We start from the raw sequence: 24,302 nt of genomic DNA on the forward strand, positions 1-24,302 counted from the left end.
TGCTCTTTAAAAATATGGATTTGTGATATGGATTGATGACGTGGCCCCGAGCCACGGCATTGATCTTCGCTTAAACACGTCGTCACCAGCGGTCGTGTTTAGGCAAAAATGTTGCAGCGTCTTCTAGCGATCACGTTGTAACAAAGTTTAGGTAAATACACGATCATCTGTTAATCAATTTCCAGGTGATCGAATTTGTGTTTTATCGAGTGACTTATCCGAAGGCCCTTACTTTAGCGAGTTAAGGGTTTATCGTAAGCTTGATTGAAAGTAGTTTGTCAGAACTACTGCGACCCTTTTGGGTTATATGGTCAAGTGAATAAGCGTGCACGGTGGATGCCTAGGCAGTCAGAGGCGATGAAGGACGTGGTAACCTGCGAAAAGTTTTGGGGAGGTGGTAAACAACCTATGATCCAGAGATATCCGAATGGGGAAACCCACCCAGTGTAAGCTGGGTACCATATACTGAATACATAGGTATATGGGGCGAACCGGGAGAACTGAAACATCTAAGTACCCCGAGGAAAAGAAATCAATTGAGATTCCCCAAGTAGCGGCGAGCGAACGGGGATTAGCCCTTAAGTTTATTATGTTTTAGCGGAAGTAGCTGGAAAGTTACGCCATAGTGGGTGATAGCCCCGTACGCGAAAAGGCATTTTAGATGAAAACGAGTAGGTCGGGACACGAGAAATCTTGACTGAACATGGGGGGACCATCCTCCAAGGCTAAATACTCCTGACTGACCGATAGTGAACCAGTACCGTGAGGGAAAGGCGAAAAGAACCCCTGTGAGGGGAGTGAAATAGATCCTGAAACCGTGTACGTACAAGCAGTGGGAGCCGATTTATTCGGTGACTGCGTACCTTTTGTATAATGGGTCAGCGACTTAATTTTAGTAGCAAGCTTAACCGAATAGGGGAGGCGTAGGGAAACCGAGTCTTAATAGGGCGTACAGTTGCTAGGATTAGACCCGAAACCGGGCGATCTACCCATGGCCAGGTTGAAGGTTGAGTAACATCAACTGGAGGACCGAACCCACGTATGTTGAAAAATGCGGGGATGAGCTGTGGGTCGGAGTGAAAGGCTAATCAAGCCCGGAGATAGCTGGTTCTCCTCGAAAGCTATTTAGGTAGCGCCTCGTGTCTCACCATTGGGGGTAGAGCACTGTTTCGGCTAGGGGGTCATCCCGACTTACCAACCCGATGCAAACTCCGAATACCAATGAGTGCAATCACGGGAGACACACGGCGGGTGCTAACGTCCGTCGTGGAAAGGGAAACAACCCAGACCGTCAGCTAAGGTCCCAAAGTTATAGTTAAGTGGGAAACGATGTGGGAAGGTTTAGACAGCTAGGAGGTTGGCTTAGAAGCAGCCATCCTTTAAAGAAAGCGTAATAGCTCACTAGTCGAATCGGCCTGCGCGGAAGATATAACGGGGCTCAAACTATACACCGAAGCTACGGACGCATGTTTACATGCGTGGTAGAGGAGCGTTCTGTAGGCCGTTGAAGGGAAAGCTGAGAGGCATCCTGGAGGTATCAGAAGTGCGAATGCTGACATGAGTAACGATAAGGGGAGTGAAAAGCTCCCCCGCCGGAAGACCAAGGTTTCCTATCCAATGCTAATCAGGGTAGGGTGAGTCGGCACCTAAGGCGAGGCTGAAGAGCGTAGTCGATGGAAAGCAGGTTAATATTCCTGCACCACTCAATATTGCGAAGGAGGGACGGAGAAGGCTAGTCCAGCGCGGCGTTGGTTGTCCGCGTTTAAGCGTGTAGGCTTGAATCTTAGGAAAATCCGGGATTCTTTAAGGCTGAGGCGTGATGACGAGGTCCATTAGGACTGAAGTGGTTGATGCCATGCTTCCAGGAAAAGCTTCTAAGCATCAGATATTGAGTGACCGTACCCCAAACCGACACAGGTGGTCAGGTAGAGAATACCAAGGCGCTTGAGAGAACTCGGGTGAAGGAACTAGGCAAAATGGTACCGTAACTTCGGGAGAAGGTACGCCGCTGTTGGTGATGGGACTTGCTCCTTAAGCTGATGGCGGCCGAAGATACCAGGTGGCTGCGACTGTTTATTAAAAACACAGCACTGTGCAAACACGAAAGTGGACGTATACGGTGTGACGCCTGCCCGGTGCCGGAAGGTTAATTGATGAGGTTAGCGCAAGCGAAGCTTTTGATCGAAGCCCCGGTAAACGGCGGCCGTAACTATAACGGTCCTAAGGTAGCGAAATTCCTTGTCGGGTAAGTTCCGACCTGCACGAATGGCGTAACGACGGCCACACTGTCTCCACCCGAGACTCAGTGAAATTGAAATCGCTGTTAAGATGCAGTGTATCCGCGGCTAGACGGAAAGACCCCGTGAACCTTTACTATAGCTTCACAGTGAACTTTGAACCTATTTGTGTAGGATAGGTGGGAGGCTTTGAAGCGGTGACGCTAGTCATCGTGGAGCCAAACTTGAAATACCACCCTGGTATGTTTGAGGTTCTAACTCAGGTCCGTAATCCGGATCGAGGACACTGTGTGGTGGGTAGTTTGACTGGGGCGGTCTCCTCCCAAAGAGTAACGGAGGAGCACGAAGGTATGCTAATCATGGTCGGAAATCATGAGGTTAGTGCAATGGCATAAGCATGCTTAACTGCGAGACAGACGCGTCGAGCAGATACGAAAGTAGGTCATAGTGATCCGGTGGTTCTGAATGGAAGGGCCATCGCTCAACGGATAAAAGGTACTCCGGGGATAACAGGCTGATACCGCCCAAGAGTTCACATCGACGGCGGTGTTTGGCACCTCGATGTCGGCTCATCACATCCTGGGGCTGAAGCCGGTCCCAAGGGTATGGCTGTTCGCCATTTAAAGTGGTACGCGAGCTGGGTTTAGAACGTCGTGAGACAGTTCGGTCCCTATCTGCCGTGGACGTTTGAGATTTGAGAAGAGTTGCTCCTAGTACGAGAGGACCGGAGTGAACGAACCTCTGGTGTTCCGGTTGTCACGCCAGTGGCATTGCCGGGTAGCTACGTTCGGACAGGATAACCGCTGAAAGCATCTAAGCGGGAAGCCCCCTTCAAGATGAGATCTCACAGGAGTTTAACTCCCTAAAGAGCCGTTCAAGACTAGGACGTTGATAGGTTGGGTGTGTAAGCGCGGTAACGTGTTGAGCTAACCAATACTAATTGCTCGTGAGGCTTGACCATATAACGCCAAAAGCGTTGTACAAGCTAATATGAACGCATGAGAGTGTGTGAGTATGAAGTACAAACAATTAAGTTTACGATAGAAGTACGATGGGTAAGCCCTCGGTAAGCGCAAGTTGTGTAATACCTAAACGAAGACATATCACAAATTCAAGGATGGCGATTTAACGATCTTCATTCACCTTTTTATTGCTTGGCGACCATAGCGAGATGGAACCACCTGACCCCATTCCGAACTCAGAAGTGAAACGTTTTAGCGCCGATGGTAGTGTGGGGTTTCCCCATGTGAGAGTAGGTCATCGCCAAGCACCTCATTCAGTACTAAAAAACCCCTAGCCTTAATCAGACTAGGGGTTTTTTATTGCGCGTAGAAAAGGCAATGAGTTACGCCTAAATCAGTGCCGACAGCGCAGCTATGCACTCACCCAGCATGTTACAATAAACACTCATTAACTGAGACTATAAGAGCATGTCCATAAATACGTTAATACTACTACTCGTAATGTTTTGCATCGCCATGGTTGTGGTAATCATTAGGATTTTTACTCGTCAGCGCAACGCTTCAAAAGTTAACCAACAACGTATTGAAGATATGCAAGCAATGCTAAAGAAACAATATACCCACCGAGTAAAAAGTATCGATGTAATTACTAGGGCAATGGCTGATAAGCAATGTGAACTAATTGAAGGTTGCATTCGTTTAAAACAGTTATTAGACCACGTTGAGTCCGATTTATTAATGCGAGAAGAGTATCAGGTGATCGCTCTAATATTTAACGAAACTGAACATATGCCAATTAAAGAGCAATGGAAAAAACTCGACAAAAAAGCTAAACATAAGTTTACGCAACACCGACTTGCTCTTGAATCCACGCATTCACAAGACATTCATGCTGCTGCACTAGGGTTACAGCAACATGAATTTCTGGCCTACGAAAGCTTAAATTAAGGCGGCTTTAATACGCTTTACTGCTTCTTCTAATACTGATCTAGCGCAACCAAAATTAAGCCGTAAAAAGTTTGTGTCATTAAAGTTACTACCTGGAGATAAGCCCACACCTGCTGCTTCAAAAAAAGCGCAAGGGTCTTCAAGTTTGAGTTCAGAGACGTCTACCCAGGCTAAAAAAGTAGACTCTAAAGGTAGCATCTGCAGCCCTTTAATAGCGTTAAGTTCTTCTAGTAAATAATCACGATTATCACATAAGTAGCTATTCATAGCAGCCAACCAATCATCGCCTTGGCTGAGGGCGGCAAGTGTTGCGGTATAACCAAACGGATTGATCTCAGAAATAATGCCATGCATTTCATCTTTAAATGCTTGGCGTAAGTCATCATTAGCAATGACCGCCCACGAGCAGGCAAGGCCAGCTACATTAAAGGCTTTACTTGCAGCCCCTAAAACAATGGAATTATTAAGAGCGTGTGCACTAACATCTAAATAGGGAACGTGTTTTTTATGTTTATCTAAAATGATATCCGCATGGATTTCATCAGACACCAACACTAAGTTGTTAGCTTCACAGTAATCATCAATACGGCGCAATTCATCACGCGTATATATTGCTCCACCTGGGTTTTGTGGGTTACAGAATAACATCACTCTAGCGCTTTGAGCATTGCGATTTTCTAACGCATCTATGTCTATACGCACCCTATTTTGAGCATAGGTCATGGTCAAATGGTTAGCTTGCTTTCCTGCTGCGGCAGGAGTGGTGTGGAAATATGGATAGACTATATCAGGGGTAAGCACCTGTTGGTGTTGCGTTGAAAGGCTGCGTATCGCAAGGCTTAAGCTGGCTACTATGCCGGGCACCCAAACCACCCAATTGGCATCTACATGGCAGCCATATTTTTTTTGATAATAGTCAGCCACTACTTGGTTGTATTGGTCATCTGTTGAGGTATAGCCAAATACACCATGCTCCATACGATCTTCTAAGGCACGTTGAATTACAGGTGCCACTTTAAAATCGGTATCGGCAACCCACAAGGGAATGATATCCTGCTGTTTATATTTGTCCCACTTTGAAGAGTGTGTATTGTGACGATCAACAATTGTGTCAAATGAGTAGGTATCGTTGCCTTGCATAGTGTTTGTGTCCTTTTGTGTGTTGCCAGAGACAGGGTCAGGCGCTATATTAACAGGTATTAAATGTGCTTCATTCTGAACCATATTTCCACCTTAATCTATGCTAAAAATGAGTTAATGTGGAGCTTTTGTTATGCCTAAAAATGACAATGTCATTATTTTTGACGCCAATATACGCAGAAAAATTCAGGCCACATTGTTAATGAGTTAAGTGCAGATAAAGAGGTTATCTGTTCTGCTAAATCTTATCCCCATGCCTTAACTACCTTGGATGGTGACACCGAAAAACGCCATCCACAAGTTTAATACAGCAGTAGAGTAAATTATGCCTATGTTTCCTGTACTTGAAGAAGTTCAACGTTTGCAATACCTGCAGGCACTTAATGTTACCAGTTGGCTGCCTACCAAGCCGCTAGTAGGTAGCCAGGTTAACCATGTGCACTGGCAGGCATTAGTGGTGCAGGTGATTAATGCCCCATCTTTAGTGGAAGAACTTTCCTACCCAACACCAGAGCCACCTATAGTGCCCTCTTTGCCCCTGCACGGTGAGATGCCTAGCAAACAACACGCTATTAATCCCCAAACTCAAGCCACAGCGGTAGCTGAAGCCTTAGGGTCACTCACGGCCACAGTGAGTAGCCAGTATCTTTCCCAGGCGCCAACAGTTGACCCAGTCTTGTCAGTAACTGAAAATGTGCGCTCACCGCTAATGAGGGGCACCCAAACAGACCGACTTGCGCCGCTGCACTTAGGGCTATCTTGGTATAGTAATGGGGTATTGGTAGTAAACGATATACCAGTGCAAGAAGGCGCAGCTATGAGTAGCCCTATACAGCGGTTACAAACAGCCATAGTCAATACCTTAAGGCCTGCATTAACGGAAACTACACTGCAGGTGATGCCTTCTGCCTCCATGGAATTTAACTGGCCGCTGGTGCCCGGCCCCCATGGTGACCATTCACTAATGGGAGCACAAAGTGGACTTAAATATAGCATCGTTAAATTGTTAAAAGATAATTCATGTAGCAAACTATTGGTAATGGGGCCTGCAGCAATACAGTTGCTTAACCCTGAAATGAGTTTGGGTGAATGTAGCCAAATAGAATTGTCTGAACAACCTATTCAGTTGGTGTATAGCCATAGCTTACATCAGCTATTAGCAGTGCCCAGCCTTAAAGAAGAAACCTGGAAGCACTTACAACCGCTCATTAACTCACCCAAAACGGTCTAACAAATGATGTATATTCGTGCTTTAGTTAAGGACGATATTGATCAAATAATGCACCTTTACAAAGGGCCTGGTGATCCCGTATGGTCAAAAAAAGCCTTAGAAGATGTTTTAACAGGCATGATAAAAGGGGCTTATTTGGCTAAAGTGGGTTTCGATGAAGCAACAGGCCAGGTGATAGCCTATGCCGTAGCAAGTCATGTCTTTGACCAGGGGGACGTACAACATATCACAGTAGAACAGTCCTTTAGAGGGCGGGGGTTAGGGCGGCAGTTGTTACAAGGGCTCGTTGATGGTTTAGTGGCTCAAGGAGTAGGAACAGTGTTTTTAGAGGTACGACCCTCTAACGGTGCCGCTGTGCATCTGTATCAGTCGATGGGCTTCGTGTGCATACAAAAACGCCAAGGTTATTACCCTGGCGTTGATGGTGTACGCGAAGACGCTTGGGTATTTAGCCTAACGTGTCTGTAGCAACCTTATAGTCTGGGTCTTCAATCACATTGAGTTCAACCATGTTACCTGCCTTAGAGAGTAGTAACTTACAATCTGAGCTAAGATGGCGAAGGTGTAAGGTTTTACCAGCTCGGGAGTATCTTTCAGCTAGGGTATCAATGGCTTCTAGGCCAGAGTGATCAGCTACTCGTGAGCGCTCAAAATCGATGATTACATCGTTTGGGTCTTGGCTTGGGTCAAACAGCTCTAAGAAGTTTTGCACTGAACCAAAAAAGATTGGGCCCCGCAGATAATAGATGCGGCTGCCATCAGCGTCTTTATGGGTGACCTGCGTATGTTTTGCATGCTTCCAAGCAAATACTAGTGCTGAGCAAATAACACCCACCACCACTGCGATTGCAAGATCGGTGATGACCGTAACGCCAGAAACCAAGACTAAAACGAAGGCATCAGATTTGGGGATCTTTCCTAAAATGCGGAAGCTAGACCATTCAAAGGTACCCACTACCACAATGAACATAACGCCTATTAGGGCAGCCACAGGGATCATCTCGATAAGAGGCGAGGCCACTAGGATGAAGGCTAGCAAAAATAAGGCAGCGCTGATGCCAGAAAGGCGACCACGGCCACCAGAGTTTACGTTGATCATGCTCTGCCCAATCATGGCGCAACCACCCATACCGCCGAACAACCCTGTTGCAGTGTTAGCAATACCTTGGCCAATACATTCCTTGTTACCACGGCCACGTGTTCCTGTAATTTCGTCAACCAAAGTGAGGGTTAGCAGCGATTCGATTAAGCCAATGGCCGCTAAGATGATAGCGTAAGGTAAGATAATAATAAGTGTTTCTAAATTATAGGGCACTTGAGGAAGGTGGAAGCTTGGCAGACCGCCGGCAATGGAGGCAATATCGCCAACCGAACGGGTGTCTAAATTCATACCAACGGCTAATAAAGTCACCACCAAAATAGCTGCTAAGGATGATGGAACCGCGCGAGTGAATTTAGGTAAAAAGTGAATGATAGCCATTGTAAGAGCAATTAATCCGACTAACAAATACAGCTGGGTGCCTTCTAACCATTGTAAGTTGCCATTATCGTCAATGAATTTGAACTGGCTCAACTGCGCTAAAAATATAACGATCGCCAAGCCATTAACAAAACCTAACATCACTGGATGAGGTACCATCCGGATAAACTTGCCCAGCCTTAGAACACCAGCCAAAACTTGTAAAATGCCCATTAATACTACAGTAATAAAGAGGTATTCAACGCCATGGTCGGCAACCAAGGCCACCATAACGACGGCCAAGGCTCCTGTAGCTCCAGAAATCATTCCAGGGCGGCCACCAATAACTGCGGTTATTAAACCCACCATAAAGGCTGCATATAAGCCTACTAAAGGATCTACACCTGCTACAAAAGCAAAAGCAACGGCTTCAGGTACTAGTGCTAAAGCGACCGTAAGGCCAGAGAGTATGTCATTTTTTGCATTAGCCGGAGCACGGCTTGCGAGATCGAACATGATATTTCCTAATAATAGGGAAGCTTTCAAAACGCGCGTATTATACGCAAAATAACAACTTTTCTCAATGATCTGATCAGGTATTGGTTGTTTTTTGACCAGTTACCTTGTGTTTTATATTGAGGAAAAGGTGTTAATCAGCGACAATAGGCCCCATTCTAGGTACACACGCATGTGCCATCCTATATCCCTATAGATTGTATCAACTATGTCCAATTTGATTGCAGAAGAAGTGGCAACGCGAAGAACCTTTGCCATTATCTCTCACCCCGACGCAGGTAAAACCACCATCACCGAGAAACTATTGTTGTTTGGACAAGCCATTCAAACAGCAGGGTCGGTAAAGGGAAAGAAGGGTGATAAAAAAGCCACCTCAGACTGGATGGCGATGGAGCAGCAGCGAGGTATCTCGGTGACTTCTTCGGTCATGCAGTTCCCTTATAAGGAACGTACAGTTAACCTTTTAGATACGCCAGGGCACGAAGACTTCTCTGAAGACACTTATCGTACCTTGACTGCGGTCGATTCAGTATTGATGGTGATTGATGGCGCTAAAGGTGTGGAAGATCGTACGGTTAAGCTGATGGAAGTGTGTCGTTTAAGAGACACGCCAATTTTTACCTTCATCAACAAAATGGACCGTGAAGTCCGGGAGCAAATAGAAGTTTTAGATGAAGTAGAAGATGTACTTAACATTGCTTGCGCACCTATTACTTGGCCTATTAGCATGGGTAAACGCTTTAAGGGCGTTTACAATCTCTACACGGACACCCTTCACTTATTTACCCCAGGTCAAGGCCATACCATCCCTGATGATATCCAAATTAAAGGATTAGAGTCTGATGAGGCCACAGAAATATTGGGAGAGTTGCTAGACGAGCTAAAAGAAGAAATTGAATTAGTGCGCGGTGCTAGTCATAAATTTGATATGAAATTGTTCCTAGAAGGCAAGCTTACCCCCGTTTTCTTTGGTACGGCTTTATCTAATTTTGGCATACGTGAAATGCTAGACTACTTTGTTGAGTGGGCCCCAGCTCCAAAGTTTCGAGACGCAGGTGAGCGTGTGGTTCAATCAGTGGAGCCTAAATTCACTGGGTTTGTCTTTAAAATACAAGCCAATATGGACCCTAAGCACCGAGACCGTATTGCCTTTATGCGTATTTGTTCCGGTAGCTATGAGCGCGGTATGAAAATGCGCCATGTACGTATAGGTAAAGATGTAAAGGTAGCCGACGCTGTGACCTTTATGGCAGGCGAGCGTTCGAATGTTGAGCAGGCTTGGCCTGGTGATATTATTGGATTACACAACCACGGTACTATTCAGATTGGAGATACCTTTACTGCTGGCGAAAACCTTAAGTTCGCGGGTATTCCTCACTTTGCCCCAGAACTTTTTCGTCGAGTGCGCCTTAAGGACCCATTAAAGATGAAGCAATTGAAAAAGGGTCTGCAGCAGCTATCAGAAGAAGGTTCAACGCAGTTATTTATGCCAGGTAAAAACAATGACCTTATTGTGGGTGCTGTAGGTGTGTTGCAGTTTGAAGTAGTTGCATACCGTCTGCAGGATGAGTACAAAGTGGAATGTATCTATGAGCCTATTAGTGTAAATACTGCCCGCTGGGTAGAGTGTACCGATACTAAAATGCTTGATGAATTTAAGCGCAAGGCTGCAGAAAATTTGGCTATTGATGGTGGCGGGCACTTAACTTACTTGGCACCCAGTCGAGTCAACCTTAGTTTAACAGAAGAACGCTGGCCTGATATTCGGTTCCGGGCTACTCGAGAGCACTAATCACAGTTTTAAAAGGAGGGGCTAATGCACCAGCTGATCGACAGTCATTGTCATTGGGACCACCCTTGCTTACAAGCTCTGCAACCCGAATTATGGCAATCTTGTATTGCCCAAGGGGTTGGTCAGCTAGTGGTTCCTGGAACCCATCACGCCTCTTTTTCACGACAAATATCCCTTTGTGAAGTTCATCCACGCTGGCACTTAGCCCTTGGGCTTCATCCATATTTTAGTGATAGGCACACCCAACAACACCTTTCAGATTTGGCTGACGCCCTTGCCCATCATACTCCGGTTGCGGTGGGTGAAATTGGCTTAGATTTTGCTTTAGACACAAATTTAGAGGGTTTTTCCATAGTTCATCAAGAGCATTGGTTTATAGCGCAGGTAAAGCTAGCCCAGCACGCCAAACTGCCGCTGATTGTGCATAGTCGAAAAGCTAATGATCGCTTAGGTCAGTTGTTACGCCAATTAAAATTTGACCAAGGGGGCATTGTTCATGGGTTTAGCGGCAGCTTGCAGCAAGCTGAAAAGTTTACCCAGTTAGGGTTTAAAATAGGCTTTGGTGGCACCTTAACCTATGACAGAGCTCAGGCAATGAGACGGTTAGTAAAAGCATTGCCACTCACAGATATTGTGCTAGAGACAGATGCGCCAGATATGCCAATGGCAGGGCAGGAGCAGGGCCAACCTAATAGGCCAGACATGTTACCAAGAGTGTTGGCTGTTTTAGCACAGCTTCGGTTAGAGCCCATATCTGAGATTGCCTCTCAGACCATCGCTAATACATTAGACGTTCTAAGACTGAAATAGTGAGCATAGTTGGGTTTAAGTATGTACTGAGGTTTCAAGTGTTAGCACATATCTTCAAATGGATTACCTACAGACAGGTTCACAACTTTCGCATAGCCTGGTATATGAATCTCGTTGCGGTTTATGAGTAAATCGTCACCGGTTAATACGTTATGGCCAAACTTATAAGTCGGCTTAGATAGGCCTCGCATACTTTGTAAATCATACTCGTTTGCAACTTGGGTGTGGGCTTCTTGTGCTAGGCGCATCTGCTGCATCGCTTTAGCACCATGTTTTTTCACCATGAGCTGGTTAGCTACATGGGGCCCCATTAGTACAGCGCTCGCATTATTACCACCAAACCCTTTAGAATTCAGCAGCACAGTATCAATACCCTCTGTTCCCACTTCATGGTGCGCAGCTTGAATAGTTAAGTGGCTGTCATGCACATCGCTGGCAACATGATCTATGGTGGCGATCCCAGGTAAAATCCCATAACGCCATACGCCTAAAGAAACAACGAGTTGGTCTCCTCCTGCAGTGCCCTGCGAATGACCAAGGTAAGCTTTAACAGCAGCTACCTTCCAGTTATTAATACCAAATGCTTTTGCAGTTTCATTAATGACATGAGACTCGGTGATGCGATTTTGCGGTGTACTTGTTCCGTGGGCCTGCACGCAAGAGCGTTGGCGCAATGACTCGGAGCCAAGCATGCTTTCTGTAAGGGCTGCTGCTTTGGCCAAAGTAATGTAATTACCTATGCCAGGAGCTGATATAGATTTTTTATGGCCATCAGCGTTAACAAATACCCCTGGCACTGCACCATGGATTTGCGCCCCAAGTTTGAGGGCCAAATTATCACTTGTAAGTACCAGCCACTGGGAGGCTTCTCCCATAGTGAAGCCACAGTTACTGGAGAATGGGCGGGAGGTTCGGCGTAGGTCTGGCTTGTCGCTAGAATCTAAGGCACACACCTCATGGTCTTCAGCTAAAGCACCCATGGTGCGGAAACCTTCCATTACTTCAGGGGTAATGGGGGCATCACTGCCGCCAACGATGACAAGATCTCGGCGGCCGCTTTTAATGTCTTCAACAGCATTTCGTAGATTGTATAAAAACGTAGCGCATGCGCCTAAGGCAGAACCCACAGCTCCAACACTACCCAGTAAATAGGCATTAACGAAGTCAGCCGGCATTTGCCCATAACCTAATGGCATTTGCTTTGAGGTGATGCGCTTACCAGTACTTGGATTTTTTAGTAAGCCACCAAAACCTGCTTCATCTAACTGACCAATTGAGTTGCTGGCATATACAGCAATGCGGTCTGGCGCAATATGGTCTTGCATCATTTGCCAAGCAATGCCGGTAGAACTAAGGGCGTCAGATGCGCCAAATACAGTCATTTGTAAATTACGGGGATGGTTACGAGACTGATATAAAGAGCCAGGATCGAAGCCATCAGGTAGTTGCCCTGCTGCGCTTACGGGTGCGCGCCTAGTGTCTGGTAGGATGGCTGAGAAAGTGCCAGTAATGGTGACTTCTACAGTGTCTTTGTCTACCGTACTCACGTGCCAATTATCAGGTAGGCTAGAGGGTAAGTGACGCCTACGCATTCGAATACAGGTGCAGTCACCAGATGCAGGTTTAATTTCAGCAGCCTTGTTTAATACTAATTGGTGGATGTCGTAGGCTTCAGCTCGTATAGGGCGTATCAGGGTAGCTTGTTTTAGTTGTTCGCATAGCTGTTCAGATAACTGGGCTTGGGTTAACCCTTGTTCTTGGCCAGGTATATAGTAAAGGCCATTGGAGAAGGTAGCCTTGTTGGTTAGAGTGGCTAGGTCTGTCATTGTGTCTAGCCGGCTTTGCGTATCTAAATGATCAACAACGAGGCGCCGATAACCATGGTGGGAGGAGGTTCGACCAGCGGCATTTATTCCGCCAAAACCAATAATGACTGGTAGATTCGACAACTAACAATTCCCCAAAATGAGTGACATAAACACGATAGCGCCCATTCTAGCAGAGTGGTGGCTAAACTCTAGGTCTGTGACGTAATCTAGTGTATTCGATGCGCTTCCAAGTGCAAGTGGATGACCTTCTTACCTAATAAATGCAATTCTCCTTGGGTTCTTTGCTCTCCATCGCTGCTAAATTCAAACGTAAATTGCCTTAACGGCGATATATGTCCTTTGTTGTCTCGCTTTAAACGGGTTTTTTTAAGTGCTACAGTGTCATCAAGCAATTGTACGTCTTGTTGCTCGCACTGGTATTTAGCAGTTGAACGTGCCCGATCCTTAGCAGCACTAGTGTCCCACCAATATATTAAACCTAAAACTAAAGGCATTAAAAGCCACTCTAAACTCATCACCCACCTGCCTTTTTAACAGAAGGCCAACCTTGGTTGGCCAATAATATGATTAATATATCGCGATGGTCACCCTGTAATTCAAGGGTGTGGCCTTTTACAGAGCCACCAGAACTGGTTTTTTGTTTAAGCTCCTTAAGTAACTTCTTTAATTCTACCTCAGCTAAGGGGATGCCAGTAATGGTAGTAACACCTTTACCCTTGCGACCTTTGGTTTCTAGCTTAATGCGCACGTTACCATCACCCACTGTGCTGCTATCATCGTTACATTGGCACTGAGTATAGCCACATTCAGGGCAAAGTCGCCCCTGGTCTGTGGAATAAACAAGTCTGGACATGTTAGGGCTCCCCTGGAATAGTAATACCGTGAATAGGGTCTTCAGTAATAATGATAGGCCGTATAAGCTGCACTAACTCACTGCAAGGGTGCTGATCGCTGTTACCCCACCAAGACTTCTGCCATGGTTCCAGTTGATTGATTCTAATCATGGAGCGAATATCATCAATGTAGTCTACTCCCCGAGACGAGTAGCTAATTAATCCTGCAGATAAGGCTCGGGCAGTAACGATTTGGTCATTATTAATTAGACATTCACGAATGTGGCGCAAGCCGATATAACTAGCATGGGAATTTAAGTTACGAATATAGGCATCTACTGATTCTTGTGGGTTTTTAAATTTACGAACTTCGTAAATTTCCCCCTCAGGGCGGCCACTTGGGATCAAACCGCAGCCTAAGCTAAAACACCATTGTCCAAAAAGATTATTGCCCTGAATAGCGAAGCGAGATGTACCCCAAGCGCTCTCATTGGCTGCTTGAGCCAACACCAAGGCTGCTGGCACTGTGTCAATCTTGCGTAATAATAAATCAATTTGCTCTGCAGCTACTTTAGTTTTAATCTTATGATTTTTTGACAAACGATTAAGCCGCTGAACCTGCTGTTTGGTGAGTCGGTGAGGCTGCATCCGTTGAATTTCTTTACGAATCTGAACTATTTTGCTATTTGCTGTTCTGGCTAACTGGCCTAAATAATCGAAAAAACGAGCCTTTTTTGTTTTAACATCAACAATGCCCGAAAAATCAGGTAACGGCTCTACTTTTGGCCTCAAGCTTGATTCAATCGCATGACTTATACGGGCTGCTACATTGGCGCTTGAAACTGCCCGAGGAATTGTAATTGGCTGGATGCTTGTTTGCCCCTTAGAGTCTATAGAGTAGTCGGACTTCTTGTCATCTTTAGCCACTATGTCAGGTTTTTTAGTCTTTGAGAATTCAGGGGCAGGGGGAGTGCTTTCGGGCTTCAATTGCTCAGTCTGAACACCATCGAATGTTAGCTTCTGTGTATTGTTGAGTAAAAAGACGACAATAAAAAATATAACCAAACCTGTCAACCAGGCATTCTTGCGCAAAAAGGCGAGGATATTCATAGGCAGCAGAACTCTACTAGGGATGAAAAAGCTTTGCTGTGGAGATATCCTCTTCCCCTAGCTGAGTAATGAGGCGTGCATTTTCCTTCTGCAATTGAGCAATTTCTAGGGTGTTTATCAAGCTTTCGCTTATCAATAGTGTTACCTTTTCTTCAAGTGTTTGCATGAGCAAGGGAGTTTCAGTAGATGCTGATAAGGCGCTCATCACACTATACCTTGGCTTTGTTCTTGGATTTTTCTATGGCTGAAAAAGCGGCTATTTGTGCTTCAGTTGCTGGCAACTGATGTTGGCCTTTCCATTCACTATAGGGCATACAATAAACATGCTCACGGGCTTGGTCATAATCCATGCCAACCCCCTGATCCTCAGCTGCAGCCATAAGCCACTTACTCATACAGTTGCGACAGAATCCTGCCAATATCATTAGGTCTATATTCTGCACATCCTTACGTTTATCTAAGTGTTTAACCAAGCTACGAAAGGCTGCTGCTTCAAGTTCTGTTTGTGTTTGTTGGTCCATATCAATCTCGCTAAGGCCAAAATAATCAACCGCCATAATATAGCTTTAACTGCGCCAGTGCTAGCAGGCTTATAGGGAGACTTGATCTCTGCATTATTATAGGTAAAATACTGGTTGCATATACAGTAATTTATAAGGGCGACGTATAGGTGAATAGAAAAATAATTCATTGCGATTGTGATTGTTTTTATGCGGCTGTGGAAATGCGTGAAATGCCAAGTTATCGCAACCGACCGATCGCTATTGGTGGAGCCGCGAATAGCAGAGGAGTAATAGCAACGTGTAACTATCCTGCACGTAAATTTGGCATTCACTCTGCTATGCCATCGTCCCAAGCATTGCGGGCCTGCCCAGAGTTGTTGATATTGCCTGGGCGTATGGCATTGTACCAAGCTGTATCGCATCAAATCATGGCTATTTTTCAGCGTTATTCGGACACTATAGAGCCGTTGTCATTAGATGAAGCGTTTATAGACGTGAGTGAATCTACGCTATTTGATGGCAGTGCAACCCGCATCGCTCAGCAGATTCGGGCTGATGTTGAAGCAGAAGTAGGGATTACTATTTCTGCAGGCGTAGCACCTAACAAGTTTATTGCCAAGGTAGCCAGTGATTGGCGTAAACCTAATGGTTTATTCGTAGTGAAGCCTGATGAGTTAGATGGGTTTAGTGCTCAACTGTCCGTTAAAAAAATACCCGGTATTGGCCCAGTCAGCGCTGCTAAGTTAGCTGCTCAGGGTATCCACACTTGCGCCGACCTTAGGCCGTTTAGTGAATTAGAATTAGAACAAAAGTTTGGCCGTATGGGGCAAATTTTAGCGTTGCGAAGGTTTGGAGAGGACCATCGGCCAGTGCAAACGAGTCGGGTGCGAAAGTCTGTATCTGTAGAAAATACATACAGCCAAGATCTAACCAACTTAGAGGACTGCCGTGATGCCCTGTCCCCCTTGTATGAGCAGCTTATGGAACGCTGGAAAAAACTCTCTTACCACTACGCAGTGTCAGGGCTGGTCGTGAAGTTGAAGTTTGCAGATTTTTCACAATTAACTCGAGAGCAAGCCAGCACAGACATCAACTTAGACTTTTTTAAGACCCTACTGCACCTGGCTTTTGAGAGTGGCCAGCCACAGCAGCAAGCCCAAGGAGTGCGTTTACTAGGATTGGGACTAAAAATAAAAGCCCCAATCACACAGCAGCAGTTGCGTTTGTTTTAACCACTGTAGCTTAAGTACTGCGTTTCTTACCCGTAACGATGGCGCCTAAATTCTCTAGCATTAATATCATTGAAGGGACTACAAATAGAATGAGTAGGGTGCCAAGCGCTAAACCAAAGACGATAGATATTGCCATTGGAATTAGGAATTGTGCCTGCAATGACTCTTCAAATAAAATAGGCGTCAAGCCTGCGATGGTCGTCATCGAGGTTAATAGCACCGCCCTTAAGCGTTGGCATGCTGCTTCTACAATGGCTTCTTTAGGCGCAATGCCTTGTTCGCGGAAGCCCTTATAGAAAGACAGCAGTACAATACTGTTGTTAATGACGATACCTGATAAACCAAACAGCCCAAATAACGACAAGATGGTCAGGTCTCTATCCATAACAAGGTGGCCTAAAACGGCACCCGTTAAACCAAATGGTATGGTAAACATTACTGCAACAGGCCAGGTGTAGGACGCAAACACCCAAGCCAAAACAATATAAATAAGGAAAAGTGCCAATACCAAGCCGGTTAGCATGTCACCTAATGTGTCTCGTTCATCGGCTCTAGCGCCACCAAAACTGATCTTAACGCCATATTGGCGTTCAAGGTCTGGGATAGTATCTTTCTTCAAAGCCGCTATAACCACGTTGGCGTTAGTTGCACCTACATCAACGTCTGCTTTTACAGAAACTGTAAGCTGACCATTTTCACTACTGAACTGATCAATACCTCGTCTAGAGCTAAACTCTACCAGCTCTAACAAGGGCACAGTGCCGCCTGATGGAAGAATAATTGGCAGGGCATACAAAGTTGCAAGGCTATTGCGGTCTTGGTCTTTGAGCATCAAACGCACGTCAATTTCGTCTGCACCAAGGTAAAAACTTTGTAAGGTTACACCATCAAACGCGTACCTTAGTTGCCGGCCAATGTCTGCACTTGTGAACCCTAAGGTTGTCGCCTGTGGAGTTAAGGTAAAGATGAGTTGTTCCATACCATACGGGAGGTTGTCATTAATGTTTTGAACACCCGTAAAGACTTTTAAAGCTGTCTGTATTTCTAGGGCAACCTGTTTCATTACTTCGGCGCTAGCGCCAGTGATATTGGCTTCAATCGGTTTGCCTGGTGGGCCAGCGGCTGGCTGGTCGATAATGATTTTTTCTAATCCAGGTACCTTGGGTATTTTTTTATTCCATACCTCAATAAATTCGGCGTTTGAAGTAAGTCTCAGTTGTGAACTGTCAAGTTCTACTTCTAAAAGTGCAACTTGTTCAGTGCTAGATATGCCAGCCGTAGGTAGCTTATTAGTACCAAAATAACTAATTCGCTCACTAATCATGTTACCACCTAGTTCGGCTTCAGTTTCAAGTAAAGCGTTCTCTACCTGGACTAGGTAAGCGGCCACTTCACTTGCTGGAGTGCCGCTACTAAACTGCACATTAGCTCGGATATTGTCACCGTCTACACTAGGGAAAAAAGCAAACTGAATCCGGCCGCCCACTAATAAACCTACAGCCAACACTAACGCTGTGATAGCTAGGCTAAAAGTGACTAAGCGAAAATCTATGGCAAAGTTAATAGCAGGCCGAAACATGTTATTTTTAAAGTTTTCGAAACCCCGGTCAAAGCCAGTGCGCAAGCGCGAAGGCTTTTTGTTCATCTGGTTCTTGAGGGCATGGTGAAGATGACCTGGCAGGATCAAAAAACACTCGACCAGCGATACTAAAATGACACAAATAACCACAATAGGGATGTCAGCTAGGATGCTGCCTATGGTTCCACTAATTAACAGGAGTGGTAAAAAAGCCGCTATGGTTGTTAACGAAGAGGCTGTAATGGGCCCCATCATTCGTTGCGCACCACCTAAGGCAGCTTGCAGAGGGGGCTCTCCTTGTTGAAAGTGCGACAGAGTATCTTCCCCCACTACTATTGCATCATCTACAATAATACCCAAAGCCATGATCATGCCAAATAGGCTAATCATGTTTACGGAGCCACCGATGAAGTACATGACTCCCCAAGTCGCCAGCAATGAAGCTGGAATGCCCATGGCCACCCAAAATGCGACCCTTGAGTTAAGAAATATAAACAATAACCCCACTACAAAAAGTAAACCGTAGGCACCATTGTTAATTAACAAAGTGATACGTGCCTTCAATAAAAGCCACCTTTCGTCGTAGACAATAATATCTACCCCTTTGGGGAATCGTTCTCGAGCGTCCAGTACCCATTTGTTCATAATGGCAGCTGTCTTAATCGTGTCGTCATTTTTGCTACGCATGATCGTCAGCTGAATGCCAGGATTACCTTTATAACTGATGGTGCTTTGATCTTCTTTGGCGCGCAGGCTTATGTCTGCTACGTCACCTAAACGAAGCAGTTGGGCGTTGTCTCCAGTGAGCAGAGGCAGCTGCTCAAAGCTGCTAACATCTGACACTTTGCCAATGGCACGTAATTGTTTTGATCCGTCCGAGCGTCCAGCTGTGCCAGCCATCACATCTTTGCTTTGGTTATTAATAAGCCCCGCTATATTGCGCAGTGACAAGCCTAGGTCGTGTATTGTGCTGGGTTCGACTTGAATGGCAATCTCTTGCTCTGGTAAGCCGGTAAAGGTGATCTTACTAATGCCTTTGGCTAATAATTCACGCTCTGCCTGACGGGCTAAACCTGTGAGCTCCTCCACTGGCCCTGCTGCTGTAATCAGCACAGTACCCACGTTTTCATACATCACAAACTGTTCAATACTGGGGGTTTCAGATTCTGCAGGTAGGTTTCCTACAGCATCTACACGTTGTTTGATCGAATTCGTGGTTTCTGTAAAATCTGCACTACTATCAACCTCTAGATAAAGACGTACGCCACCGCGTGATGTGCTAGAACTCACTTTAGTCACATTGGCAACGTTCTTAAGCTCTTGCTCAAGGGGAATAGTGATGCTGCTTTGAACATCTTCTGCCGCCGCACCCGGCCAGCCAACAAAAACCTGGACAACATCAACGGCGAACGTTGGAAAAAACTGCGTATTGAGCTGCTTTAACCCATAGGCCCCTGATAAAAACAATAACAACATCAGAAGGTTAGGGGCTACTCTGTGATTGGCAAAGAGGCTAATGAATGATTGCATCATGTGCTTGTGCTCCTGCTTAGCGCATTTCGACTAATAAGCCGGTAACGGCGTTGGGGAGTTGTGTGATCAAGATATTGTCACCACTGCGCAATTGGGCGCTTCGTACCAAGGTTAAGCGCTGACCATTGGGGCTAGTCCAGTCCCCTACACGACTAACATTTAACGCTTCGAGGCGTTGTTCAACAATGCGGTAGATTCGGCTTTGACCATAAATTGCTAATTCAGGCAAGGCTACAACATTGGCCTGCGTCGGCAGTTTAACTTTAACCTGCAGATTTTTGCCCACTTCAATATTTTGACTACCAGCTAGCCGAAAGAAAGCATCAATGCCTCCTTGGCTAGAAGACGCTTCTGCTGATAAGCGATCTAATGTTAACTGGTAAGATTGACCGAGATGAGTAATGCTAGCTTCCAAACCTTTGCCAGAGCCAGCGGGTTGCATCATTGGCAGGTATCGGGCAGGGATTTGGCTGCGGACTTCGAGGCTTTTAACGTTATAAAGCTTAACCACACGGTCGCCGTTGCGGACGCGGTTTCCTGATGAAGTGTCGACACTTAAAATACGACCGTCAAAGGGTGCCAATATGTCAGTGCGCTTTAAGTCCAGCTCAGCAAACTGTAATTGAATTTTACTCTGAGTCACCTGTGACTCGAGCTGAGCAATGCGATTTGGGTGATCTGCAATGGTGTTTTCTCGATTAAGTAGCGCTAATTGCTGTTGCTGCAGGGCACGAGTAGCGTCTTCTAGGCGCGAAGTAGGAGCAACTTTTTTGGCCACTAGTTGTTGTTGACGTTCAAAGTTCTTTTGGTTGATGGCCTGCAATTGCTGCTCGATCACTAACGCTTTTTGGTTGGTTTTGTTGCTGTTTATTTCGCTCTTAATGCGGGCTTCAATATCTTGGAGGCTGGCTTTTCGTTGAGCCAGCGTCAAACGTAATTCGCTATCGTCTAAACCGACTAACTTCTGTCCCTTGCTTACGCTGTCTCCACGGCCCACATTGACTTGCGTAACAAAAGCGCTAACCGTCGCCGTTAATTGAGCTGTCTCGCTGGCCTCTACTGCACCATAGAGTGTAACTTCTGGCGCAATGTCTTGTAATTCCACCAATTGGCTTGAAACCCCCCACACTTGTTCAGTAACGGGTTTGGCAGGTGCTTTTGGCTTAGAATTCTTAAGGTAAGTAAACCCATATCCGGCCGCTGCAATAATTGCAATTGGAAGTAATACTTTCGTCAAAAAACGAAAAATGTAGGACTTGTAGCTCATGAAAAATGACCTTTTTTAAACGGCGTATACCGTCCGTTGGTAAAGCGAATAAAATTGTCTGAGGATTTTACATTAAAACTAATGGTTTTGATAACTCAAGTGGCTGGTGTGGCAACACTTTACGCATTTTTACGTCAGGTTGGAAAAGAAAATTAGGTCATTTTTTGCTAGCTTTGCCTACAATAGTTTCAGACCTGGCTGCAGCAGCATATAATAACAGCCTGTTTACTATTAACTGTTTTTAGGAAAGCGATATGTCCTCTCAGAACTATAAAGATTATCGACGTGAGTACGAGGCTGCAGGTTTACGTCGCCAAAGCCTAGCTGCAGATCCATGGCAGCAATTTTCGTTCTGGCTGGGTGAAGCTGAGCGTGCTTGCCCACTGGATGCCACGTCCATGGCGTTGGCTACGGTTTCATCATCGGGTATGCCAAGTGCACGTATTGTACTAATGAAGAGTTACAATGAAAATGGCCTAGTTTGGTACTCAGATAGACGCAGCCAAAAAGGCCATGATATCGACCAAAACCCAAATGCCTCGGTGCTTTTTTATTGGCAACCGTTAGAGCGCCAAGTGCGCATTTCTGGCACTGTTTCGCTGGTGTCAGAGGCGACTGCTGATGCGTATTTTAACAGTCGCCCCAGGGCTAGCCAGCTTAGTGCCGCAGCTACACCCCAAAGCCAAGTGGTTTCAGGGCTGGGAGACCTTGAGCAAAATGTAGCAAAGTTGGATGAGAAAACCCAAGGTGGTTTGGTAGATAGGCCTCAGCCTTGGGTAGGTTTTTGCCTTCAGCCTACCAAGTTTGAATTCTGGCAAGGTCAGCCCAGCCGTTTGCATGACCGGTTTCGATATCAGCAAATGGGTAACGAGTGGCTTATTGATCGTTTGGCACCTTAAAAGTACATACTATGATACAACCTTTAATGATGAGTGCCTTTGGTGAGTTGGTAATAAATCGTGTGCCACTTGCAAAAAAAGAAACGCTTCAGGCTTTTGATCAAGCTGATCTTTTAGCGTTAGACTACTTGCAGTTAGAGGCTTTGTTGAATCCAAGCAGCAATGTGCTGGTTGTCAATGAAGCCTTTGGCGCCATTACCTGTGCAACCACCAAAGCACTATGTGCTTTAGGTGGTGCATTGCCAACCTTGTGGAGTGATTCTCATATTGCCCATCTTGGGTTGCAATATAATGCCTGCGCTAACGGATTGCCGGTGGCACATTTTGTGCAGGCCCACAACACTCCGCAAGGCCCGTTTCAAATTGTCATATTACGCTTACCTAAAAGTCATGCATTGCTGCGCGATCAATTACAAAGGATGCTGCCACAATTGGCCCCAGGCGCTTTAATTATAATGCCTTTGATGGTTAAGCACCTAGATAACGCGGTTTACCAGCTTCTCGAGTCTTTACTAGGGCCACTAACCACCAGTTTGGCGCGCAAAAAGGCACGGTTAATCTTTGCAAAAAATAATTCAATGATCTTGGGTCAGAGCCCAAAGGCAGAGGAAACCCATTGGAGCCTGCCATCGCTAGGGCTGTGCTTGCAGCACTTTAGTGGTGTATTTAGTCGCACCAAGTTAGACCCTGGAGCACAGGTATTATTAGATCAGTTTCCTCAAGGGCCTTATATGCAGGTGATTGATTTAGGTTGCGGTAATGGCGTTCAAGCTATTATGGCCGCCAAAAAATGGCCTCAATGTAAGGTTGTTGGGGTTGATGAATCCTATATGGCAGTTGCTTCGGCAAGCATTAATGCAATCAATAATAGCGTGGAAGATCAGTGTGAGTTTAGAGCAAATGATTGTTTAACAGACATCTATCCACAATCTGCGGACTTAATCCTATGCAACCCGCCGTTTCACCAAGAAAGGGTAATAGGTGATCAAATTGCCATGCGTATGTTTGCCCAATCTGCACAGGTGCTTACTAACGAAGGTGAGCTTTGGGTGGTCGGTAATCGACACTTAGGTTATCACGCTAAGCTTAAGCGTTGGTTTAAGCGAGTAGAGCAAATAGGTGCCCACCCCAAGTTTGTTGTGCTAAAAGCCCAGCTTTAAACAGTTTTTTTGGTGCCAGTAATGTCTGGGTTAAAATTGTTCGGGTATTTTCCCATTATAGGCTCATAAAAGTCGGCAATAGCTTGCATATCTGCATCTATATTTTCCGTTGTATTGAGCATTTTTCCTATACCACCAACGCGTTTAGAAAAATCAAAATAAGCCAAAGCGAGCGGTACGTTAGCTCCCTTAGCCATATGATAAAAGCCTGTTTTCCAGCGCCCTACACTAGAGCGTGTGCCTTCTGGGGCTATGGCGAAAATCAAATTTTCGCTGTTGGCATAAATTTCAACTGAGGCGTCTACAAAATTCGTACTGGCGCTACGATTTAATGGCACGCCCCCTAGCCAGCGCATAATAGGCCCTGCAAAGCCATTAAATAGAGTGTGTTTAGCGATAAAATATACTTTTAAGCGTAAGTGAAATGCTATGGCAATGCCAAGTGGGAAGTCCCAGTTAGAGGTATGTGGGGCTGCGATAATGAGGTAGCTACCAGTAGCAGGTGCCACGTTAACCACTTTCCAGCCACAAAGTTTTAATACTAGCCAAGAAAGTAGCCTCATAAAGTGAATAACGCCTGGGGTATCGTGAATGGTAAAATGCATGGAAATACGGGCCTAGGAGTGATTTTTGCGGTATTATATCAGGTCACTCATAGACATGAGTGGTGTTTAATTTTATAAGCCCTAATTAAAGTATTAAGGGCACCTTGGAGTCATGAATGAAAATTGCCGAAAACAGCGTAGTTAGCTTCCATTACACACTTACGAATGGTGCTGGCGAACTGGTTGATACCTCACGCGAAGGTGAGCCCTTACCTTACTTACATGGTGCAAATAACATTGTACAAGGTTTAGAAGAGGCGCTTGAAGGCAAGGAGTTGGGTGATAAGTTGCAGGTGGAAGTGCCTCCTCATTTAGGTTATGGAGAGTATATGGAAGAAATGGTTCAACAAGTAGACCGTGAAATGTTCTCTGGCATTGATAACCTAGAGGTAGGTATGCAGTTTCACGCGGAGGGCGACTCAGGTCAGCAACAGGTGGTTACAATTACTGCTGTTGAAGGCGACATGGTTAGTGTGGACGGCAACCATGACCTTGCTGGTGAAACATTGAATTTTGATGTGGAAATTATGGGCATCCGAGAAGCTTCTGAAGACGAGCTTACCAATGGCCATATTCACGGTCCAGGCTGCAATCACTAGCCTAGTTTTTAACAGCCCCAAAATGTGGGGCTGTGTTAGCCCGCATTAAACCACCTCA

At 45.6% G+C, this 24,302-nt stretch carries 20 protein-coding genes and 2 rRNA genes; 11 read left to right on the forward strand and 11 right to left on the reverse strand.

Annotated elements, in window-relative coordinates; all coding sequences use genetic code 11:
- Positions 1-309: 309 nt before the first annotated feature.
- From ABXT60_RS01695 to ABXT60_RS01705, 3 genes are all read left to right on the forward strand, one after another.
- A 23S ribosomal RNA gene (locus ABXT60_RS01695) occupies positions 310-3,198 on the forward strand.
- 192 nt (positions 3,199-3,390) lie between these two features.
- Positions 3,391-3,506: ribosomal RNA gene (gene rrf, locus ABXT60_RS01700) — 5S ribosomal RNA — on the forward strand.
- Positions 3,507-3,667: 161 nt separating this feature from the next.
- Positions 3,668-4,147, forward strand: coding sequence for a DUF2489 domain-containing protein (locus ABXT60_RS01705; RefSeq protein ID WP_443631057.1), 480 nt, complete (start codon positions 3,668-3,670; stop codon positions 4,145-4,147).
- Here the strand turns inward: ABXT60_RS01705 and ABXT60_RS01710 are convergent.
- On the reverse strand, positions 4,139-5,371 hold the full coding sequence (locus ABXT60_RS01710; protein ID WP_443631058.1) for a MalY/PatB family protein: 1,233 nt from the start codon (positions 5,369-5,371) through the stop codon (positions 4,139-4,141). The two genes, ABXT60_RS01705 and ABXT60_RS01710, sit on opposite strands and share 9 nt — an antisense overlap.
- Before the next feature lie 241 nt (positions 5,372-5,612).
- Here ABXT60_RS01710 and ABXT60_RS01715 point away from each other — a divergent pair, with 241 nt between their 5' ends.
- Positions 5,613-6,518 carry a hypothetical protein gene (locus tag ABXT60_RS01715; protein WP_443631059.1) on the forward strand — a complete coding sequence of 302 codons (906 nt, stop codon included), beginning with the start codon at positions 5,613-5,615 and terminating at the stop codon, positions 6,516-6,518.
- Between the two features lie 3 nt (positions 6,519-6,521).
- Positions 6,522-6,986: a ribosomal protein S18-alanine N-acetyltransferase gene (gene rimI, locus ABXT60_RS01720; RefSeq protein ID WP_443631060.1), complete on the forward strand. Its 465-nt coding sequence runs from the start codon at positions 6,522-6,524 to the stop codon at positions 6,984-6,986.
- On the opposite strand, the gene ABXT60_RS01725 is transcribed toward rimI, so the two are convergent.
- The gene (locus ABXT60_RS01725; protein ID WP_443631061.1) at positions 6,967-8,493 is read right to left on the reverse strand and encodes a SulP family inorganic anion transporter; all 1,527 of its coding nucleotides are present in this window, start codon (positions 8,491-8,493) and stop codon (positions 6,967-6,969) included. The genes rimI and ABXT60_RS01725 overlap by 20 nt on opposite strands.
- A 208-nt stretch (positions 8,494-8,701) precedes the next feature.
- On the opposite strand from ABXT60_RS01725, the gene ABXT60_RS01730 reads away from it, so the two are divergent.
- Both ABXT60_RS01730 and ABXT60_RS01735 read left to right on the forward strand, forming a co-directional pair.
- Positions 8,702-10,285, forward strand: coding sequence for a peptide chain release factor 3 (locus ABXT60_RS01730; RefSeq protein WP_443631062.1), 1,584 nt, complete (start codon positions 8,702-8,704; stop codon positions 10,283-10,285).
- Between the two features lie 24 nt (positions 10,286-10,309).
- The gene (locus ABXT60_RS01735) at positions 10,310-11,095 is read left to right on the forward strand and encodes a TatD family hydrolase (RefSeq protein ID WP_443631063.1); all 786 of its coding nucleotides are present in this window, start codon (positions 10,310-10,312) and stop codon (positions 11,093-11,095) included.
- A gap of 41 nt (positions 11,096-11,136) precedes the next feature.
- Here ABXT60_RS01735 and ABXT60_RS01740 read toward each other — a convergent pair whose 3' ends face one another.
- The 6 genes from ABXT60_RS01740 to ABXT60_RS01765 all read right to left on the reverse strand — a co-directional run bounded on the left by ABXT60_RS01740 (position 11,137) and on the right by ABXT60_RS01765 (position 15,424).
- A complete protein-coding gene (locus tag ABXT60_RS01740; protein WP_443631064.1) occupies positions 11,137-13,044 on the reverse strand; it encodes a beta-ketoacyl synthase in 1,908 nt (635 codons plus the stop codon).
- A gap of 86 nt (positions 13,045-13,130) precedes the next feature.
- Entirely contained in the window at positions 13,131-13,439 is a 309-nt protein-coding gene (locus ABXT60_RS01745) for a DUF3301 domain-containing protein (protein WP_443631065.1), read from the reverse strand.
- Positions 13,439-13,777, reverse strand: coding sequence for a translation initiation factor (locus ABXT60_RS01750; protein WP_443631066.1), 339 nt, complete (start codon positions 13,775-13,777; stop codon positions 13,439-13,441). The genes ABXT60_RS01745 and ABXT60_RS01750 overlap by 1 nt, the downstream gene beginning before the upstream one ends.
- Position 13,778: 1 nt before the next feature.
- Positions 13,779-14,867 carry a glucosaminidase domain-containing protein gene (locus tag ABXT60_RS01755; protein ID WP_443631067.1) on the reverse strand — a complete coding sequence of 363 codons (1,089 nt, stop codon included), beginning with the start codon at positions 14,865-14,867 and terminating at the stop codon, positions 13,779-13,781.
- 16 nt (positions 14,868-14,883) lie between these two features.
- The gene (locus ABXT60_RS01760; RefSeq protein WP_443631068.1) at positions 14,884-15,072 is read right to left on the reverse strand and encodes a hypothetical protein; all 189 of its coding nucleotides are present in this window, start codon (positions 15,070-15,072) and stop codon (positions 14,884-14,886) included.
- A gap of 4 nt (positions 15,073-15,076) precedes the next feature.
- Positions 15,077-15,424 carry a DUF1244 domain-containing protein gene (locus ABXT60_RS01765; protein WP_443631069.1) on the reverse strand — a complete coding sequence of 116 codons (348 nt, stop codon included), beginning with the start codon at positions 15,422-15,424 and terminating at the stop codon, positions 15,077-15,079.
- Between the two features lie 113 nt (positions 15,425-15,537).
- Between ABXT60_RS01765 and dinB the strand changes: the two genes are divergently transcribed.
- Positions 15,538-16,602 (forward strand): DNA polymerase IV, encoded by a 1,065-nt coding sequence (dinB, locus tag ABXT60_RS01770; RefSeq protein ID WP_443631070.1) that lies wholly within the window; start codon positions 15,538-15,540, stop codon positions 16,600-16,602.
- Between the two features lie 10 nt (positions 16,603-16,612).
- Here dinB and ABXT60_RS01775 read toward each other — a convergent pair whose 3' ends face one another.
- Positions 16,613-19,714, reverse strand: a complete 3,102-nt coding sequence (locus ABXT60_RS01775; protein ID WP_443631071.1) for an efflux RND transporter permease subunit — start codon at positions 19,712-19,714, stop codon at positions 16,613-16,615.
- Between the two features lie 16 nt (positions 19,715-19,730).
- Entirely contained in the window at positions 19,731-20,981 is a 1,251-nt protein-coding gene (locus tag ABXT60_RS01780) for an efflux RND transporter periplasmic adaptor subunit (RefSeq protein WP_443631072.1), read from the reverse strand.
- Positions 20,982-21,235: 254 nt separating this feature from the next.
- Here ABXT60_RS01780 and pdxH point away from each other — a divergent pair, with 254 nt between their 5' ends.
- Together pdxH and ABXT60_RS01790 are read left to right on the forward strand one after the other, a co-directional pair.
- Complete coding sequence (gene pdxH, locus ABXT60_RS01785) at positions 21,236-21,880, forward strand: pyridoxamine 5'-phosphate oxidase (RefSeq protein ID WP_443631073.1); 645 nt, start codon at positions 21,236-21,238, stop codon at positions 21,878-21,880.
- A gap of 11 nt (positions 21,881-21,891) precedes the next feature.
- Positions 21,892-23,040 carry a methyltransferase gene (locus ABXT60_RS01790; RefSeq protein ID WP_443631074.1) on the forward strand — a complete coding sequence of 383 codons (1,149 nt, stop codon included), beginning with the start codon at positions 21,892-21,894 and terminating at the stop codon, positions 23,038-23,040.
- Here ABXT60_RS01790 and ABXT60_RS01795 read toward each other — a convergent pair.
- Positions 23,037-23,645, reverse strand: coding sequence for a lysophospholipid acyltransferase family protein (locus tag ABXT60_RS01795; RefSeq protein WP_443631075.1), 609 nt, complete (start codon positions 23,643-23,645; stop codon positions 23,037-23,039). The two genes, ABXT60_RS01790 and ABXT60_RS01795, sit on opposite strands and share 4 nt — an antisense overlap.
- A gap of 116 nt (positions 23,646-23,761) precedes the next feature.
- Between ABXT60_RS01795 and ABXT60_RS01800 the strand changes: the two genes are divergently transcribed.
- Positions 23,762-24,244, forward strand: a complete 483-nt coding sequence (locus ABXT60_RS01800) for an FKBP-type peptidyl-prolyl cis-trans isomerase (RefSeq protein WP_046484457.1) — start codon at positions 23,762-23,764, stop codon at positions 24,242-24,244.
- Positions 24,245-24,302: the final 58 nt, after the last annotated feature.

The organism is Candidatus Njordibacter sp. Uisw_056 (genome assembly GCF_047730085.1).
Lineage (GTDB): Bacteria > Pseudomonadota > Gammaproteobacteria > Pseudomonadales > Balneatricaceae > Njordibacter.

What these genes read in the sequence shown, in the direction of transcription:
- ABXT60_RS01705 (WP_443631057.1), top strand. Translation starts at nt 3,668, where the DNA reads ATGTCCATAAATACGTTAATACTACTACTCGTAATGTTTTGCATCGCC.
- ABXT60_RS01710 (WP_443631058.1), bottom strand. Translation starts at nt 5,371, where the DNA reads ATGGTTCAGAATGAAGCACATTTAATACCTGTTAATATAGCGCCTGAC.
- ABXT60_RS01715 (WP_443631059.1), top strand. Translation starts at nt 5,613, where the DNA reads ATGCCTATGTTTCCTGTACTTGAAGAAGTTCAACGTTTGCAATACCTG.
- rimI (WP_443631060.1), top strand. Translation starts at nt 6,522, where the DNA reads ATGATGTATATTCGTGCTTTAGTTAAGGACGATATTGATCAAATAATG.
- ABXT60_RS01725 (WP_443631061.1), bottom strand. Translation starts at nt 8,493, where the DNA reads ATGTTCGATCTCGCAAGCCGTGCTCCGGCTAATGCAAAAAATGACATA.
- ABXT60_RS01730 (WP_443631062.1), top strand. Translation starts at nt 8,702, where the DNA reads ATGTCCAATTTGATTGCAGAAGAAGTGGCAACGCGAAGAACCTTTGCC.
- ABXT60_RS01735 (WP_443631063.1), top strand. Translation starts at nt 10,310, where the DNA reads ATGCACCAGCTGATCGACAGTCATTGTCATTGGGACCACCCTTGCTTA.
- ABXT60_RS01745 (WP_443631065.1), bottom strand. Translation starts at nt 13,439, where the DNA reads ATGAGTTTAGAGTGGCTTTTAATGCCTTTAGTTTTAGGTTTAATATAT.
- ABXT60_RS01750 (WP_443631066.1), bottom strand. Translation starts at nt 13,777, where the DNA reads ATGTCCAGACTTGTTTATTCCACAGACCAGGGGCGACTTTGCCCTGAA.
- ABXT60_RS01755 (WP_443631067.1), bottom strand. Translation starts at nt 14,867, where the DNA reads ATGAATATCCTCGCCTTTTTGCGCAAGAATGCCTGGTTGACAGGTTTG.
- ABXT60_RS01760 (WP_443631068.1), bottom strand. Translation starts at nt 15,072, where the DNA reads ATGAGCGCCTTATCAGCATCTACTGAAACTCCCTTGCTCATGCAAACA.
- ABXT60_RS01765 (WP_443631069.1), bottom strand. Translation starts at nt 15,424, where the DNA reads ATGGCGGTTGATTATTTTGGCCTTAGCGAGATTGATATGGACCAACAA.
- ABXT60_RS01775 (WP_443631071.1), bottom strand. Translation starts at nt 19,714, where the DNA reads ATGATGCAATCATTCATTAGCCTCTTTGCCAATCACAGAGTAGCCCCT.
- ABXT60_RS01780 (WP_443631072.1), bottom strand. Translation starts at nt 20,981, where the DNA reads ATGAGCTACAAGTCCTACATTTTTCGTTTTTTGACGAAAGTATTACTT.
- pdxH (WP_443631073.1), top strand. Translation starts at nt 21,236, where the DNA reads ATGTCCTCTCAGAACTATAAAGATTATCGACGTGAGTACGAGGCTGCA.
- ABXT60_RS01790 (WP_443631074.1), top strand. Translation starts at nt 21,892, where the DNA reads ATGATACAACCTTTAATGATGAGTGCCTTTGGTGAGTTGGTAATAAAT.
- ABXT60_RS01795 (WP_443631075.1), bottom strand. Translation starts at nt 23,645, where the DNA reads ATGCATTTTACCATTCACGATACCCCAGGCGTTATTCACTTTATGAGG.
- ABXT60_RS01800 (WP_046484457.1), top strand. Translation starts at nt 23,762, where the DNA reads ATGAAAATTGCCGAAAACAGCGTAGTTAGCTTCCATTACACACTTACG.